Below are 17539 nucleotides of genomic sequence, written 5' to 3' on the forward strand. Positions count from 1 at the left end.
AAAACAAAAAATTTCTGGAGACAATTATGAGCAAAGAGTACGGCGAACTACTGATAGAGGGAAAAAACCTAATTAAGGATTTCCCTATCAGCAGCAATGCCCTTAAACAACCCATGATGCGTGCGATCAACGACGTATCATTCAAAATGTACAAAGGTCGTGGCTTAGCGGTGGTTGGTGAATCCGGTTCGGGTAAATCAACAACGGCGAAAATGATCGCAAAAATGTACGCCCCGACTTCCGGTACTATCGAGTACAAAGGTCGCGACATTCTTGATATCTACTCCAAAGCTGATTTGATGAGTTATCGTGAAGGTGTGCAAATGGTATGGCAAGACCCATTCGGCTCGCTAAACCCGACACACAATATCTTCCACCATATTGCTCGTCCGCTACTGATCCATAAGAAAATCAAGCCCGGTAACAAAAAAGAGCTTGAAGAGCGTGTATACGATCTACTTGAGCAAGTCGGACTTATTCCACCAAAAGAGACGGCTGAGAAGTTTCCTCATCAGTTGTCTGGTGGTCAACGTCAGCGTATTAACTTAGCACGCAATATTGCAGTAGGCGCCGAAGTCGTACTGGCTGACGAACCAACCTCGATGCTTGATGTATCTATTCGTGCTGGCGTTCTTAACCTAATGGAAGAGATGAAGTTCGAAAAGCAAATGTCTTTGCTTTACATCACGCACGATATCGCGACGGCACGTTATATCGCAGAAGATATTTCAGTGATGTACGTGGGGCACATGGTCGAATGGGGGGATACAGAAGAGATCATCCACGATCCTCAGCACCCATACACACAGCTATTAGTTTCTGCTGTGCCCGACCCAAGCAAGTCTATTCACGAAAAGCTCAAAGGGAACAAAGGCGATATCCCTCTTTGGACGCCAGCCTCAGTTGGTTGTCCATTCGCGGGGCGTTGTACCCATGTGATGGATAAATGTCGCGAGCACCTTCCAAGCGTGACACAACTGTCAGATAACCATTTTGTTCGTTGTTATCTCTACGAGGACTAAGCCCCATAGAGCCAAGAGATATTTCTCTTGGCTCTGACTAATTTATTGATGCTATACAATCATTTGCGGAGACAACAATGCTGCTAGTTACTAACCACGTTGGTTATGAATCCCTTGGGCCTAAACAGGCTGTATTGATGACGAGAAAGCCTCGCCTGTCCACTACCACTGCCTTACTGGTGAGTGCTGACAGTCATCAAACTGTTGCGTCTATGGAAGTCGAAAAGGGCGGAAGCGTCGCACATTGGCACCAAGGGAGTTTTTTTCGCATTGATTTCTCTGAGTTTCAAAATCCGGGTAGCTACTATCTTCGCTTTGATAATATTCGCTCAGAAGTATTTGAAATAGGTCATGGTGTTTTATTCCACAACACATTTTCAGATGTTCTGCACTACTTTAAGTCGCAACGCTGCGGCGGTATTTTTGACAAGCAGGATCAACAAGCGCCTATTTTAGGCAGCAACAAGACTATTGATGCCCGTGGTGGGTGGTATGACGCTTCGGGTGACGTGAGTAAATATCTTAGTCACCTTTCTTATGCCAACTACTTTAACCCACAACAAACCCCAATGGTGGTTTGGAACATGCTCAAAGGGTTGGAGTTAGTCACTGGAAATGAGCAATTCGCCAAATTCTCTAGCGTTCGCTTAATCGAAGAAGCCCTTTTTGGTGCCGACTTCTTAATGCGTATGCAAAACCCTGATGGCTTCTTCTATATGACAGTGTTTGATAAGTGGTCAAAAGATATCAAACAACGTGAAATATGCGCTTACGCAACCCAGCAAGGTCACAAATCTGACGATTATCACGCAGGATTTAGACAAGGCGGCGGGGTCGCAATTGCAGCACTAGCTAAAGCCGCTACTGTCGGTGAAGACGGAGAGTTTAGCTCCATTGACTACTTACAAGCGGCAGAAAAAGGTTATTGGCACTTAAAAGAAATGAACACCCAATACATCAATGATGGCGAAGAAAACATTATTGATGAATATTGTGCATTACTCGCAACCGTCGAGCTCTACAAAGCAAGTAAGAAAGAAGAGTATCTCGCTGAAAGCCGTATATGGGCTAAGCGCTTATCCGCTCGTCAAGTTTCTGACAATACAATCAACCACTATTGGTCGGCAAACCAAGATGGCTCTCGCCCATATTTCCATGCAGCTGAAGCTGGCTTACCCGTTATCGCACTGTGTGAATATCTCGCAATAGAGCAAGACAGCGATGTCGTTGTGGCTGTCACTCAAATTGTTACACAGGCGGTTGATTTTGAATTAACGATTACTCGGCAGGTTGCCAATCCATTCGGCTACCCACGCCAATATGTTAAGCCAATCAATGGCGATAAACGCAGCGCTTTCTTTGTCGCTCACGAGAATGAAACCGGCTATTGGTGGCAGGGTGAAAATGCTCGCTTAGGCTCACTCGCGACCATGGCTTTATTGGCTCAACGCTATGTACTGGATGCTGATAAACAAAAACAACTAACGGAATTTGCGCAAAATGCCCTGAATTGGATCGTCGGACACAACCCATACGACATGTGCATGTTGGATGGTTTTGGTCACAACAATCCAGATTACCTGCCTCATTTAGGTTTCTTTAATGCCAAAGGTGGTGTTTGCAACGGCATTACAGGCGGTTTTGAGGACGAGGAGGACATCGCCTTTAATCCAGTCAAACAAAAAGATGATATGTTGCAAAACTGGCGATGGGGTGAGCAATGGATTCCTCACGGAGCGTGGTATTTGCTTGCCATCATCTGTCAATTTAATCATTTTGACAGCATAAGGGACTAAATATATGACTCTATACCATGTCGGTATTGATGGCGGTGGTACTTCTTGCCGCGCGCGTATCCGTGATGAACAACATAAATTGATTGGCGAAGCTAAAAGTGGCAGTGCCAATATTATGTTGGGTGCCGATATCGCGATGGCATCCATTATTGAAGCCGTAACCCAAGCGGCTCAGCAAGGTGGGTTAACTGAGCAAGACTTTGCAAAAATGCACCTTGGTCTCGCTCTTGCTGGCGCTGAACACCAAAACTCATGGCATGCCTTTATGGCACAACCCCACCCATTCGCATCACTGGCTCTCAATACCGATGCCTACGGTGCTTGTCTTGGCGCACACAATGGCGATGATGGTGCGATCATGATTGGAGGCACAGGTTCATGTGGAATCTTTCTGCAATCTGGTCAGCAGCATGTGGTCGGGGGGCGTGAGTTTCCAATTTCAGACCAAGGTGGCGGCGCAGTAATGGGTTTGCGCCTTATTCAACAGGTATTGCTTGCCTACGATGGCATCATCGAAAAAACACCGCTAGCTGAGCATGTATTAAATCATTTTGACAATGACGTAGACGCCATTGTGGAGTGGTCTAAAGGCGCTATTCCTAAAGACTATGGTCAATTTTCTCCAGCCATATTCGAACATGCCTTCCAAGGGGATGCTCTCGCGATTTCCATGCTCAAACAGACCGCTGCCGATATCGAAATGTTCCTCATCGCATTAAACAAAAACGGCGCTACGCGTATTTGTTTAATGGGCAGCATCGCAGAACGCATTCAAAATTGGCTCTCGCCACCCGTTCAACAATGGATTGTAAAACCTCAATTCGATGCAATTGAAGGCGCGATCATGATGGCCGGTAAACCAGAGCACAATCTGTATTAAGGATTTATAGATATGAGCTATCGCGTTGATCTCACCGTCTTATCAGAACAGAAGCAGTTCTGTCGATTTGGCATGACATTACACAACCTATCAGACCAAGACCTCATCGATTGGAAGCTGCAATTCATCATCGACCGCTACATTCTCCCTGACAGCTTTACCTATGGAGAATTAACGCAAATTGGTAGTTTTTGCACTGTTATACCTGAAGTATCGCTATTGAAGGCCAATGAGTATTACTACTGTGAGTTTACGATCAGTACTGCACCACTGCGCTATTATACCGATGGTTTTAAAGACGCACTTATCGTTGAATGTAATGGTGCAATAAAGCACTCCGTTGCGGTCACTCCTATCTCTTTGGCGTCACCGTACCGAGAACGTAGTGAATTACCTGATGTTGAGATCAATCGCTTAGCTCTCATTCCAAAACCAAATAAAATTGACTTTCAAGATGGTCACTATCTACTTTCACCTAATAGCCAAATCACCTTGCAATCTGTCCGTGCTGAAAAAGCGGCGACCTGGCTGCAAGTGGAATTACAATCGCTGTATGACTTCAAAACCAATCCTATTGGTCACAGTGACATACTGTTTCGTGATAACCCAACATTAGATGAAGGGGAATATATTCTAACGGTGAGTGCCCATGGCATTCGTCTTGAAGCAGGCTCGGCAACTGGATTTGTCCACGCCAGTGCAACGTTATTGCAGTTAGTTGAAGTGAGCGAACAGAAAAATACCCTGAGAGTACCTTCTATCCGTATTACTGATACACCACGCTTTCGCTATCGCGGCATGATGTTAGATTGCGCTCGCCATTTTCATCCCGTTGAGCGCGTAAAACGACTGATCAATCATTTGGCTCATTACAAGTTCAACCATTTTCATTGGCACCTGACAGACGATGAGGGGTGGCGCATTGAGATCAAAGCCTATCCTGAGCTAACCGACATTGGTGCTAAGCGCGGGCCAGGCACATTGTTGGAGCCACAATTTAGTTCTCTTAATGAAGTACATGAGGGCTACTACACTCAAGATGATATTCGCGAGGTGATTAGCTTTGCCGCCGAACGGGGTATTACTGTCATCCCCGAGATTGATATCCCGGGTCATTGCCGTGCCGCCTTAAAATCACTACCGCATTTACTACTCGATGAACAAGACGAGTCTCAGTATCGCAGTATCCAACACTATAATGACAACGTACTATCTCCAGCTCTTAAAGGTACTTACCAGTTTCTCGATACCGTATTGACTGAAGTTGCAGAGCTGTTTCCTTCCCCTTGGATTCATATTGGTGCCGATGAAGTGCCTGATGGCGTATGGGTTAACAGCCCAAGCTGTAAAGCCTTGATGCAACAACATGGTTATCACAGCAGCAAAGATCTACAAGGTCATCTGTTACGCCACGTAGAAAAACACTTACAAACACTTGGCAAACGTATGGTTGGCTGGGAAGAAGCCCAACATGGCAACAAAGTGAGTAAAGACACTATCATTTACTCATGGTTAAGTGAGGATGCTGCGCTTAACTGTGCTAGCCAAGGTTTCGATGTCATTTTGCAACCAGCGCAACACACCTATTTAGATATGACTCAGGACTACTCGCCAGATGAACCAGGGGTAGACTGGGCAAGCACTATCCCATTAGAAAATGCTTATCGCTACGAACCGCTTCAAGAGGTCCCCGATAGCGACCCAATCCGCAAGCGTATTTTGGGTATTCAATGCGCCTTATGGTGCGAAATTATCACTCATCAACAACGCATGGACTACATGGTTTTTCCTCGTTTAACTGCGATGGCGGAAGCCTGTTGGACCAATAAGCCCCAGCGTAATTGGACAGATTACTTATCACGATTGAAAGGTCATTTGCCGCTCTTAGACAGACAAGACGTCAAATATCGTCAACCGTGGAAACATAAATAACCAGCTAACAAGTAAAACTGTTAGTCGTTTTTTCTAGCTTAAATTTTTTCCACCTAAGAGTGGCTTGGTATAAAAGGATATTAAAATGAAATACGGCTATTTCGATAATGACAATCGCGAATATGTCATCACACGCCCAGATGTGCCTGCACCTTGGACGAACTATCTAGGCACAGAAAAATTCTGTACCGTGATTTCGCACAATGCTGGCGGCTACTCTTTCTACAACTCACCAGAGCATAATCGCGTAACGAAATTTCGTCCCAACGCGACGTTCGATCGCCCGGGGCACTATGTGTACTTGCGCGATGATGAAACGGGTGACTACTGGTCAATCTCATGGCAACCAGTAGCAAAAAGCTTAGATGAAGCTAGCTACGAGGTTCGCCACGGTCTGTCTTACTCTAAATTTAAGTGTGATTACAACGGTATTGAAGCAACCAAAACACTGTTTGTACCGAAAGGTGAAGATGCCGAAGTTTGGGATGTTGTGATCAAAAACACATCTGATAAACCACGTACCATTAGTGCATTCTCATTTGTTGAGTTCTCATTTAGTCATATTCAATCTGATAACCAAAACCATCAGATGTCTCTGTACTCAGCTGGAACCTCATACAAAGATGGCGTGATTGAGTACGACTTATACTACAACACTGACGATTTCGAAGGTTTCTACTACCTTGCATCAACGTTTGAACCTGATTCATACGACGGTCAACGAGATAGCTTCTTAGGTTTGTACCGAGATGAAGCTAATCCACTCGCAGTGGAACAAGGGCAATGTTTTAACAGCGCACAAACTTGTTACAACCACTGTGGCTCACTGCACAAGCAGTTCACCATCCAACCTGGCGAGGAAGTTCGATTCGCTTACATTCTAGGTATTGGTAAAGGTAATGGTGAACGTCTACGTGAAAAGTACCAAGATCTTGCTCAAGTTGACGCGGCATTTGCTGGTATCAAATCTCACTGGGATGAGCGTTGTGCTAAGTTCCAAGTAAAATCACCAAACGAAGGTTTGGATACAATGATCAACACTTGGACACTATACCAAGCAGAGACATGTGTGGTTTGGTCTCGCTTCGCATCGTTTATCGAAGTTGGTGGCCGTACAGGCTTGGGTTACCGCGATACAGCGCAAGACGCACTTTCTGTACCACATTCCAACGCGAAAATGACTCGTAAGCGTATTGTTGACCTACTTCGTGGACAAGTAAAAGCGGGTTACGGTCTGCACTTGTTCGATCCAGATTGGTTCGATCCAGAGAAAGCGGATGTTGTACCATCGAAGTCTCCAACCGTCGTTCCAACCCCATCGGATGAAGATAAAATCCACGGGATCGAAGATACCTGTTCTGATGACCACTTATGGTTAGTACCAACCATCTGCAAATATGTAATGGAAACGGGTGAGCACAACTTCTTTGATGAAGTGATTCCTTACGCTGATGGCGGCAACGCTACCGTTTACGAGCACATGAAGGTCGCGTTGAATTTCTCTGCAGAATACGTTGGTCAAACCGGGATCTGTAAAGGTCTGCGCGCAGACTGGAACGACTGTTTAAACCTTGGTGGTGGTGAGTCTTCAATGGTGTCCTTCTTACACTTCTGGGCATTGCAAGAATTTATCGACCTTGCCAAACATCTTGGTAAACACGCTGACGTTGAAAAATACACCGAAATGGCAGCCAATGTACGCGAAGCATGTGAAACACACCTTTGGGATGATGAAGGTGGCTGGTATATCCGTGGTCTAACTAAGAATGGCGACAAAATCGGTACGGCGCAGCAAGCAGAAGGCCGCGTTCACCTTGAGTCAAATACACTGGCTGTTTTATCTGGAGCGGTATCTCAAGAGCGCGGCGAGCGCGCCATGGATTCTGTTGATGAAAACCTCTTCTCTGAATATGGTCTACACCTAAACTCACCATCATTTGCGACACCCAATGATGACATCGGCTTTGTTACTCGAGTTTACCAAGGCGTAAAAGAAAATGGGGCTATCTTCTCGCATCCAAACCCATGGGCATGGGTAGCTGAAGCGAAACTTGGCCGTGGTGATCGTGCAATGAAGTTCTACGATGCACTGAATCCATACAACCAAAATGACATGATCGAAAAACGCGTTGCTGAACCTTATTCATACGTTCAGTTTATTATGGGGCGTGACCATCAAGATCACGGTCGAGCAAACCACCCTTGGCTAACAGGTACGTCTGGTTGGGCATATTTTGCCGTAACCAACTTCATCTTAGGGGTGCGAACTGGCTTTGATGGTCTAACGATTGATCCTTGTATTCCAACGAACTGGCCTGGATTTGAAGTCACTCGCCAATGGCTAGGGGCAACTTACAACATTAGCGTAGTCAACCCTGATTCAGTCAGTAAAGGCGTGAAATCTATTACGCTAAACGGTGAACGAATTAATGGTAGCGCTGTTCCTGTGCAAGCAGAAGGCAGTGTAAACGAAGTTATCGTTACGCTAGGCTAACCCGATGGGCAACCGACCGAGGTTGCCCTATTTTCTAAGGAATACCCCATGATCCAATTTGGTACAGGCGGCTGGCGCGCTTTTATTGGTGAAGAGTTTACCAAGGACAATGTTCGCCTAGTTGCCCAAGCTTTAGCCAACATAATCAACACTGAAAAAGTAGCCGACCGAGGCTTTGTCATAGGCTATGATCGCCGATTTCTATCCGATAAAGCTGGTTGCTGGTTTGCTGAAGTTTTAGCTGCAAATGGTGTAAAAGTCAGCTTTATTGATAAATTCGTTCCAACGCCTATCGTTATGTTTCAAGCGAAAGAAATGAATTGTGCTTACTCAGCATGCATCACCGCGTCGCATAACCCAGCAGACTACAACGGCATCAAAGTCTTTATTGAAGGTGGTCGTGATGCTGATGAAATCATCACGCAAAAAATCGAACAACAAATCGCAACGTTAACTATCGAACAGATAAAAAGCGTCGACTTTGAACAAGCGGTTGACGATAAGCTCATTGAAGTCATCAATCCAATGAACGATTTTGTTGATTCAATCATTAACTTTATTGATATCGAATCAATTAAAAAAGCCAACCTGCGCGTTTTGATTGACCCAATGTTTGGTGTGGCAAAAAACGCACTACAGACAGTGCTAATTAATGGTCGCTGTGAAGTTGATGTTATTCATGATGAAAAAAATCCCGATTTTGGTGGCTTGATGCCATCGCCAAATGCAGCAACTCTTTACCGCTTGATGCACCTTGTCGCCCACGAAGGGTATGACATTGGTATTGGTACTGATGGTGATGCGGATCGACTCGGTATTATTGATGAAAAAGGTCACTTCATTCACCCTAATGAGGTTTTGATCCTTCTTTACTACTACCTACTTGAATACAAAGGTTGGAAAGGTTCGGTTGTACGCAATATTGCTACGACGCATCTGCTCGATAAAATCGCCGCGGATCATGGTGAAAAAAGCTTTGAGGTTCCGGTAGGCTTTAAGCATATAAGCTCCCAAATGGAAGCGGATGACTCGCTGATTGGTGGTGAAAGTTCTGGTGGTCTAACGATTCGTGGTCATATCAAAGGAAAAGATGGCGTATTCGCCTCTAGTCTATTGGTTGAAATGATCTCGGTTACGGGTAGAAAACTCTCTGAACTGCTCGATGAAATCTACGCGAAGTACGGTTATGCCTATACAGCGGAAGGAGATTGCACATTCAAACCGGCAGCTAAGCAAGCGTTATACAATAAAGTTTATGTAGAAAAACAACTGCCTGAATTTGAATACGCGATCGAGAAGGTCAGCTATGAAGACGGTGCCAAAGTTTACTTTAAAAACGGTGGTTGGGTGATAGCACGATTCTCCGGTACAGAACCTCTGTTGCGTATTTTTGCTGAAATGGCAGATAAAGAAACCGCTGAGCACGTGGTAAAGCAGATGAAAGACTTCTTGCAGCTATAGTTTACCAAGCTCCTCGTTCACTTTATAGGTGAAGAGATCTTGCCCGGCAATTTGCCGGGCTTTTTTCATTTATTTGATTTGCAAAGGTCCGTTTAGATCACGGCTAGAAAGCGAGTATACCTTGCGTTTCAACCCTAACAGAAACCATCTGTCCGATCTCTAGAGGCTCTGAGGAGCTAGCAAACAACTTGTTGCCATGAGCGTTAATGACATAGCGACAATGATCACCCATAAATTGCTGCTCAGTCACCACCACACCGCTCTCTTCAGCGGTACTTATCTGAACGTGTTGTGGGCGAAGCAGTAACTCGCAATGCGCGTCAATCTCTATAGATTTCTGTGCGACTGCCTCAACTATTCCAAGAGCAGTCTCGAAGTCGGTTTCAGAGACACGTTTAGCACTCATATAACTACCGCCGCCTAAAAAATCTGCGACAAATTTACTTGAAGGCTGATAGTACAACTCACTTGCTGACCCGTATTGCTCAATCACACCGTGATTCATTACGGCCATTTTATCAGAGAAGGCAAACGCTTCTTCTCGGCTATGTGTAACAAAGATCGCCGTGACGCCTTGCTGTTTGAATAGTTTGCGTATCTCGCCAATCAACTCATGACGTACTTGGGTATCAATATTTGAAAACGGCTCATCCAGCAATAGTAAATCTGGTTTGTATGCCAATGATCGAGCAATAGCGACACGCTGCTGTTGTCCACCCGAGAGTTGATGTGGGTAGCGCTCACCGTATTGCTCTAGATGAACCAACTCAAGCATTTCACGTACTTTTGTTTTTTGTTCAGCAGCATTCAAATCCCTCAAACCAAACGCAACATTTTGTTCCACCGTTAAGTGGGGAAACAATGCGTAATCTTGAAAAATCATGCCTATATTACGGTGCTCTGGTGGCATCCAATTCTCACCATCATCAATCGTCATGCAATTGAGCGTCATAGACCCAGAGCTTAAAGGTAGCAACCCCGCAATAGCCTTTAGCAACGTAGTTTTTCCACAACCACTCGCACCCAAGAGGCAAACAATCTCTCCTTGCTCAACTTGCAAAGATAGCTCTTTTAAGATGGTGGTTTGTTCATCATATTTACAGGTAAGATTATTTATAGAAAGTGCACAGCTCATCAATGTACCTGCTCTAAAGAACGGTTAACTAAGACTAACGGAATCAACCCAACAAGCACTAACAGAACCGCAGGCATTGCCGCCAATTCAAGATGCTCATCGGAAGCAAAATTAAAGACGTAAGTTGCCAGTGTCTCAAAGTTAAATGGACGCAGCAGCAACGAGGCATTGAGTTCCTTCATTGATTCAATAAAAACCAGCAACCCCGCGATCAGCGCACCACGTCGAATCAGCGGTAAATGTACTCTTCGAAGCATTTGATTTGAATTGCACCCCATGGTGCGAGATGCCATATCCAATGAAGGCGATACCTTACTTAAACCACTTTCAATACTGCCAATCGCAACCGCCGAAAAACGTACAACCAAGGCAAAGATAATCGCAAACATTGAACCTGAAAAAATCAATCCTGGTCGCCCCCACTCCATCGCTTTAGCGATGTCATTAACCAGATGGTCCATGAAGAGTACCGGCACCATAACACCTATCGCCAGCACCGTTCCCGGCACGGCATAACCGAGCGAAGATAAGCGCATAAAGGCAACCGCTGTGCGTTTCGATGATAAACGTTGATAGAAATTTACGACTAAAGCGATAGCAACTGCAATCACTGCTGCTGATAACGATACGTACAAACTATTTAGCGCGTATTGTTGGAATTCTGCGGTCCAGCTTTGAGCAAAATACTTGTAAGCGTAAATGACCAATTGCCCTAGAGGGAAAATAAACGCGATCGAAACCAGCCCCCAGCACCAAATCAGTGCGATCCACTTTTTCCAACCATGTAATTCATAGCGGAAATCTTCTCGGCTACTAAACTGATTCTGGAACAGCTTCTGCTTACGACGGCTATAACGCTCACTCGAAAGTAATAAAATGACAAATATCAGCATGATACTCGAGATCTTAGCCGCAGCAGTTAAGCTCGAATAGCCAAGCCAAGTATCGTATACCGCTGTGGTTAAAGTATTGACGGCAAAGTAGCTGACCGTACCAAAATCACCAATGGTCTCCATTGCGACTAAAGAGAGCCCAACCGCAATAGCAGGGCGTACCAATGGCAACGAAATACGATAGAAACTTTCCCAAGGTGAACACTTCAACAATCGTGCGGATTGCAATAAAGAAACGTTTTGTTCCATAAACGCTGCGCGGCAAAGTAGATAGACGTATGGATACAGCACCAAGGCTAGAACCACTATTGCCCCACCAAGTGTACGGATATCAGGAAACCAATAATCTCCCGCTTGCCAGCCCATCAAATCACGCAAAGCAATTTGTATTGGTCCAGCAAAATCAAACCAATCGGTAAATATATAGCCGACGATATAACCAGGCATCGCTAACGGTAGTACTAAAGCCCACTGGAGTATTCTTTCACTCGGCAGTCGACACATTGCCATCAACCAAGCGGAGGGGATACCAAATAGAAGAGACAACAACATAACGCCTACTGCCAATGCCACCGTATTAAAGGTGTAAGTGGGCATTACTGTTGATAGTAAATGAGAAAACAGCTCATTGGTTTCACCAACAGCTGTAAAGAAGATAGCAAAAATAGGCAAAACCAGCAGCAGGGCCAACATCCCGCTACTGGTTTTCCATAAGTGATTTTTTTCTTTCATCGCCTAATCATTTCAGGCGGAATGAGATGTCAGTACTTCCATGACTCCATCTCAAATCCCTTAAATTAAAATAGGGTACTCTTATACCCTTATCAGCGATTAAAGGTCAAATTTCACTTCATCTAACAGTTTGATTGCCGCTTCATGATGATCAGCAATTTCTTCTAGCGAAATTGGGTCTGCCTTGAACTCACCCCAAGAGGCGACAAGTTCCGATGGCTTCACATCAACTTTTACTGGGTATTCATAGTTCACTTCCGCGTACATGCTTTGTGCTTTGTCGCCCGCAAGGAACTCCATTAGCTTCACTGCATTCTCTTTGTTTGGCGAGTGCTTAGCCAGTGCCATACCAGAGATGTTTACGTGTGTACCAGTTGTGTTCTGATTAGGGAAATTAATATAAACCGCATCAGCCCAAGCTTTTTGCTCTTTATCGTTAACCATTTTACCTAGGTAGTAACTGTTACCCAGAGCAACGTCACATAGACCTTCTTTAATAGCTTTTACTTGAGCACGGTCGTTACCTTGAGGCTTACGCGCAAGGTTTTCTTTCACGCCTTCCAACCACTCTTTGGTTGCTGCTTCACCATTTTCTGCAATCATTGCTGATACTAAAGAAACGTTGTATGGGTGCTTACCGCTACGCGTACAAATTTTTCCCTTGAACTCAGGATTAACAAGATCTGCATAGGTGAAGTCATCACCTAGCTTACCAACACGGTCACGTGAAGAATATACACTACGAGTACGTGTAGTTAGTGCAAACCACTCGTTGTCTGAATCTTGATATTGCGCTGGAATATTTTTTTCTAGAATTTCGCTGTTAACCGATTGAACAAGACCTTTCTCTGTAAGGTTAGACAGTCGGCTGATATCGACAGTTAAAATAACGTCTGCTGGGCTGTACTCTCCCTCTTGCGCTAATTTCTCTGCTAAACCTTTTTTAGCAAACTTAACGTTTACATTAATGCCGGTTTCTTTTGTGAACTCGTTGAACATTGGTTCAACTAGGAAAGGTTGACGGTAAGAGTATACGTTCACTTCATCAGCAGCCATTGCTGTTGGGGCTATAGTTGCACAAGCGAGTGCAGAAAGAGTTAACAGCTTTTTCATTATCGAAATCCTTCACTTAATTTTAATGATAATGTTTATCAGTTGCGTTATTATATTCATCTTCTTTTAGAATACAATTGCTAAAAGCAAAAAACCTGCTAACTAAAGCAGGTTTTTTCGTTAATGATTTTGTAACCTTTTATTTCACCGAAACAAATTCCGGATAAGCACCAATACCACAGTCATGCATATCCATTCCTTCCATCTCTTCATCTTCCGTCACTCTAATGCCCATGGTGGCTTTAATGATTCCCCATACCACAAGACTTGCACCAAATACCCAAGCAAAGATGACAAATGCACCTAGTAGCTGTGCACCAAATGTTGCATCAACGTTACTAAGAGGTACTACCATCAGCCCAAACAACCCACATACACCATGTACTGAAATCGCACCGACTGGATCATCAATTTTCAGCTTGTCTAACGCTACGATACTAAATACCACCAACGCCCCAGATACTGCACCAATAGCTAACGAATACATTGGTAATGGCGATAGCGGATCGGCCGTAATAGCCACCAAACCAGCTAATGCTCCATTGAGGATCATTGTTAGATCAGCTTTGCCCCACATAGTTTTGCACACTAAAAGTGCTGCTATCGCACCCGCCGCCGCAGCAGCGTTGGTGTTTAGAAAGATTTGACCGACCGCCGTTGCGTTCTCGAAATCAGAAATCATTAATTGAGAACCACCGTTAAAACCAAACCAACCAAACCAAAGGATAAATGTACCGAGTGTTGCCAAAGGCATGTTTGATCCTGGTATTGGGTAGATTTCACCATTTTTGCCGTATTTACCTTTGCGCGCTCCCAACAGCAATACCCCAGCAAGAGCAGCTGAAGCACCAGCCATGTGTACGATACCTGAACCAGCAAAATCACTGAAACCGGCTTCTGATAGGAAACCACCACCCCAAGTCCAATAACCTTCCATTGGGTATATGAATGCAGTTAGCACGACTGAAAAAATAAGGAACGACCAAAGCTTCATCCGTTCAGCTACCGCACCAGAAACCACTGACATAGCTGTCGCCACAAACACTACTTGGAAAAAGAAATCTGATTCGAGCGAATGATCTGCCCCTTCACCTTGCGTACCAATCAAAGCGCCAAATGACGGTAGCCAGCCACCTTCGCCATTATTGACATACATAATATTGTAACCAACGACCAAATACGTAGTGCAGGCAATCGCGTACAAGCATACGTTCTTAGTGAGTATTTCTGTGGTGTTTTTTGAACGAACTAAACCCGCCTCTAGCATGGCAAATCCTGCCGCCATCCACATTACGAGCGCACCAGAAATTAGAAAGAAAAAGGTGTCGAGTGCGTAGCGTAATTCACTTACTGTCAGTGATAATTCCATGAGTATTCTCCAATCCTTGAGTGTTACAGTGCTTCTGCGTCCATTTCACCAGTACGAATACGAACGGCTTGGCTGAGGTCATAAACAAAAATTTTACCGTCACCAATCTTGCCGGTATGAGCCGCATTGGTAACAGCTTCAATCACTCGGTCAACATTTTCTGCCTGAGTGGCGATTTCTAGTTTTACTTTAGGCAGGAAGTCCACTTGATATTCCGCGCCGCGATAGAGCTCGGTATGCCCTTTTTGTCGACCAAAACCTTTTACTTCTGAAACGGTCATCCCTTCGATACCAACATCGGCGAGGGCTTCCCTCACATCGTCCAACTTAAACGGTTTGATTATTGCGTTGATTAGTTTCATGCATCCTCTCTCAGATCGGTTGTCCTTTTATTTTTACAATCCAAGTGGCGTGCCAATTTTTTAACCAACTGTTTTTTAAGGAAATGATACGTAATTAATACTATAGGCATAAAAAAAGCGCACCACGTTGGTGCGCTTTTTCACGAATATAAAGCATTCATTGATGAGATCACTCATCGTGGGCATTATCGAGTGGTTAGGAAGCTTTTCCACTGTTCTATCGCGATTGAAAAGTCCTCAATGCCACAGCTGGCGGTACTTTCACAATCGTAAAAGTCAAATTCGCTGCCTTCGTCCATCTCTTCACCATGCCCTAAGACATTTTCCTGAACAATCACTTCATCGCCCTGAATCGATAAGCTAATTTCAGAACCAATCAGGCAGTGCTCTTGCTGTGGATTGGCGAATGCCTGATCGATCAACTGCTCTACTTGCTCGATCTTTTGCCAATCTTTACCAATCTCATCTTGCAGCCAGCGCCCTACTATTTCATGCCCCATACTGCATTTTACATAGTACTCACCAATTAGAGTATTTCTAATAAATTCAAATTCCATCGTATTGCTCTTTACTAAGGTTACGCGTTAAGTCGCCTAACCAAGATCATTCACTTTGATGCGCATTTGGTTCAGCGTATCCCAACCATATCACGATCAGCATGCAGCCAATAATCGTCAAAATGTCTCCGATCCAATCACGGTAGCTTTGTGGGTTCATTCAATCAGAACGGCTTCATTGTCCCAAATTACGTTAACTTTGTTGGATCATTGGCCGAGAATGTCACACAGCCACTAATGACTAATAGCATGCCCACGCACAATATACGGAATAAACCGCTCACCAAAATCCACCATAAAAATTGTTGGCGGAGTTTACCGAGCCTCAGCTCAAACGCAAGCACTCTCTCAAAAAGGAAATGCGTTTCCTTTACGATCTTAGCGATACAAACCTGGTTGATACACCAAAATTGTTGCTACTATATGCCAGTGGTATCGCGCACCTTTTGCTACTAACAGCATTTATGCAATTGAACGAATTCATTGTGTAGATATTGACTCTGCAACAGTCAGCATCTTGAACGCATCCCTTACAAGTCGGCGGTTAGTTTAATGATCACATTCCTCTCGATCATGATGCTTGGTGTATTTGTTTAAAGCGTTTAGGTATTACTATGAAAATTGTTATTGCTCCTGATTCTTACAAAGAAAGTCTAAGCGCGATGGACGTCGCTATTGCCATTGAGCAAGGATTTAAACAAATCTTACCTGACGCTGAATACATTAAATTGCCAATGGCTGACGGCGGTGAAGGTACGGTTCAATCTCTCGTGGATGCGACAGATGGTGACATTATCGAGCACACAGTTACAGGTCCACTCGGTGAAAAGGTCACCGGTTTCTATGGTTTACTTGGTGGTGGTAAAACGGCGATCATTGAAATGGCAGCAGCGTCAGGTTTGCATTTAGTGGAACCTGCAAAACGTAATCCTTTGATCACAACCACACTTGGCACAGGCGAACTGATCAATGCAGTACTTGATAAAGGTGTTGAACACATCATTGTTGGGATCGGAGGCAGCGCAACTAATGATGGCGGTCTCGGTATGGCTCAAGCTCTGGGTATTCGTCTATTAGATAAAGCAGGTGAACCACTAGATTTCGGCGGCGGTGAACTTGCCAAGCTACACACGATTGATATGAGCAGTCTTGACCCTCGCCTTGCACAAGTACGTTTAGAAGTCGCTTGTGATGTTGATAACCCGCTTTGTGGTCCAAAAGGCGCTTCGCAAGTGTTTGCGCCACAAAAAGGCGCAACGCCAGAGATGGTAGAGCAACTCGATAGCAATTTGGCGCATTATGCTGCGATTATCTATGCACAACTAGGCCAAGATGTTCTGGATCGCGCTGGCGCTGGCGCGGCTGGTGGTTTAGGTGCAGCGCTGATCGGTCTACTCAATGCAGAGCTTCGCCCGGGGATCGACATCGTAATGGACGCAGTAAATCTGACTGATGTCGTTGCGGATGCTGATTTGGTCATTACTGGTGAAGGTCGTATTGATAGCCAAACCATTCATGGTAAAACGCCAATCGGTGTTGCACGAGCGGCGAAAAAACACTTTGTACCCGTTATCGCTATTTCTGGTTGCCTGAGTCAAGATTGTGCTGTGGTACATGAACACGGTATCGATGCTGTATTTGCCGTAGTAAACCGCGCCGTCGACTTACCAACGGCAATGACGGAAGCTGCCGAGAACATCGAGCTAACCGCACGTAACGTGGCTGCGATGTTCACACTAAAAATCTAGTCTATCCAATATCCTCACAACTCAATGTTGTAGCGAGGTGGTAAG

General features: G+C 44.7%; 13 protein-coding genes. 7 read left to right on the forward strand and 6 right to left on the reverse strand.

Going from position 1 to position 17539, the window contains the following annotated elements; all coding sequences use genetic code 11:
• Positions 1-26 precede the first annotated feature (26 nt).
• The 6 genes from L4C38_RS06035 to L4C38_RS06060 all read left to right on the forward strand — a co-directional run bounded on the left by L4C38_RS06035 (position 27) and on the right by L4C38_RS06060 (position 9585).
• Positions 27-1022 (forward strand): ABC transporter ATP-binding protein, encoded by a 996-nt coding sequence (locus L4C38_RS06035; protein WP_428796634.1) that lies wholly within the window; start codon positions 27-29, stop codon positions 1020-1022.
• Positions 1023-1099: 77 nt separating this feature from the next.
• Complete coding sequence (locus L4C38_RS06040; protein ID WP_428796635.1) at positions 1100-2818, forward strand: glycoside hydrolase family 9 protein; 1719 nt, start codon at positions 1100-1102, stop codon at positions 2816-2818.
• Between the two features lie 4 nt (positions 2819-2822).
• On the forward strand, positions 2823-3698 hold the full coding sequence (locus L4C38_RS06045; protein ID WP_428796636.1) for a glucosamine kinase nucleotide-binding domain-containing protein: 876 nt from the start codon (positions 2823-2825) through the stop codon (positions 3696-3698).
• Positions 3699-3710: 12 nt separating this feature from the next.
• On the forward strand, positions 3711-5630 hold the full coding sequence (locus L4C38_RS06050) for a beta-N-acetylhexosaminidase (RefSeq protein WP_428796637.1): 1920 nt from the start codon (positions 3711-3713) through the stop codon (positions 5628-5630).
• A gap of 85 nt (positions 5631-5715) precedes the next feature.
• Positions 5716-8124 (forward strand): glycoside hydrolase family 94 protein, encoded by a 2409-nt coding sequence (locus L4C38_RS06055; protein ID WP_428796638.1) that lies wholly within the window; start codon positions 5716-5718, stop codon positions 8122-8124.
• A gap of 48 nt (positions 8125-8172) precedes the next feature.
• Positions 8173-9585, forward strand: coding sequence for a phosphoglucomutase/phosphomannomutase family protein (locus tag L4C38_RS06060; protein WP_428796639.1), 1413 nt, complete (start codon positions 8173-8175; stop codon positions 9583-9585).
• 103 nt (positions 9586-9688) lie between these two features.
• Here L4C38_RS06060 and L4C38_RS06065 read toward each other — a convergent pair whose 3' ends face one another.
• The 6 genes from L4C38_RS06065 to L4C38_RS06090 form a co-directional block, all read right to left on the reverse strand.
• The gene (locus tag L4C38_RS06065; protein ID WP_428796640.1) at positions 9689-10720 is read right to left on the reverse strand and encodes an ABC transporter ATP-binding protein; all 1032 of its coding nucleotides are present in this window, start codon (positions 10718-10720) and stop codon (positions 9689-9691) included.
• Positions 10720-12345: an ABC transporter permease gene (locus tag L4C38_RS06070; protein ID WP_428796641.1), complete on the reverse strand. Its 1626-nt coding sequence runs from the start codon at positions 12343-12345 to the stop codon at positions 10720-10722. Before L4C38_RS06070 ends, L4C38_RS06065 begins: the two co-directional genes overlap by 1 nt.
• 99 nt (positions 12346-12444) lie before the next feature.
• A complete protein-coding gene (locus L4C38_RS06075) occupies positions 12445-13458 on the reverse strand; it encodes a Fe(3+) ABC transporter substrate-binding protein (RefSeq protein ID WP_428796642.1) in 1014 nt (337 codons plus the stop codon).
• Between the two features lie 139 nt (positions 13459-13597).
• Complete coding sequence (locus L4C38_RS06080) at positions 13598-14827, reverse strand: ammonium transporter (RefSeq protein WP_428796643.1); 1230 nt, start codon at positions 14825-14827, stop codon at positions 13598-13600.
• Between the two features lie 23 nt (positions 14828-14850).
• On the reverse strand, positions 14851-15189 hold the full coding sequence (locus L4C38_RS06085; protein ID WP_428796644.1) for a P-II family nitrogen regulator: 339 nt from the start codon (positions 15187-15189) through the stop codon (positions 14851-14853).
• Between the two features lie 185 nt (positions 15190-15374).
• On the reverse strand, positions 15375-15746 hold the full coding sequence (locus L4C38_RS06090) for a YacL family protein (protein WP_428796645.1): 372 nt from the start codon (positions 15744-15746) through the stop codon (positions 15375-15377).
• A 614-nt stretch (positions 15747-16360) separates the two neighbouring features.
• On the opposite strand from L4C38_RS06090, the gene L4C38_RS06095 reads away from it, so the two are divergent.
• Positions 16361-17494 carry a glycerate kinase gene (locus tag L4C38_RS06095; protein ID WP_428796646.1) on the forward strand — a complete coding sequence of 378 codons (1134 nt, stop codon included), beginning with the start codon at positions 16361-16363 and terminating at the stop codon, positions 17492-17494.
• Positions 17495-17539: the final 45 nt, after the last annotated feature.

This window comes from Vibrio kasasachensis, from assembly GCF_050337565.1.
Lineage (GTDB): Bacteria > Pseudomonadota > Gammaproteobacteria > Enterobacterales > Vibrionaceae > Vibrio > Vibrio kasasachensis.

Coding starts and splice junctions, on each gene's coding strand:
- L4C38_RS06035 (WP_428796634.1), top strand. CDS start 27: ATGAGCAAAGAGTACGGCGAACTACTGATAGAGGGAAAAAACCTAATT.
- L4C38_RS06040 (WP_428796635.1), top strand. CDS start 1,100: ATGCTGCTAGTTACTAACCACGTTGGTTATGAATCCCTTGGGCCTAAA.
- L4C38_RS06045 (WP_428796636.1), top strand. CDS start 2,823: ATGACTCTATACCATGTCGGTATTGATGGCGGTGGTACTTCTTGCCGC.
- L4C38_RS06050 (WP_428796637.1), top strand. CDS start 3,711: ATGAGCTATCGCGTTGATCTCACCGTCTTATCAGAACAGAAGCAGTTC.
- L4C38_RS06055 (WP_428796638.1), top strand. CDS start 5,716: ATGAAATACGGCTATTTCGATAATGACAATCGCGAATATGTCATCACA.
- L4C38_RS06060 (WP_428796639.1), top strand. CDS start 8,173: ATGATCCAATTTGGTACAGGCGGCTGGCGCGCTTTTATTGGTGAAGAG.
- L4C38_RS06065 (WP_428796640.1), bottom strand. CDS start 10,720: ATGAGCTGTGCACTTTCTATAAATAATCTTACCTGTAAATATGATGAA.
- L4C38_RS06070 (WP_428796641.1), bottom strand. CDS start 12,345: ATGAAAGAAAAAAATCACTTATGGAAAACCAGTAGCGGGATGTTGGCC.
- L4C38_RS06075 (WP_428796642.1), bottom strand. CDS start 13,458: ATGAAAAAGCTGTTAACTCTTTCTGCACTCGCTTGTGCAACTATAGCC.
- L4C38_RS06080 (WP_428796643.1), bottom strand. CDS start 14,827: ATGGAATTATCACTGACAGTAAGTGAATTACGCTACGCACTCGACACC.
- L4C38_RS06085 (WP_428796644.1), bottom strand. CDS start 15,189: ATGAAACTAATCAACGCAATAATCAAACCGTTTAAGTTGGACGATGTG.
- L4C38_RS06090 (WP_428796645.1), bottom strand. CDS start 15,746: ATGGAATTTGAATTTATTAGAAATACTCTAATTGGTGAGTACTATGTA.
- L4C38_RS06095 (WP_428796646.1), top strand. CDS start 16,361: ATGAAAATTGTTATTGCTCCTGATTCTTACAAAGAAAGTCTAAGCGCG.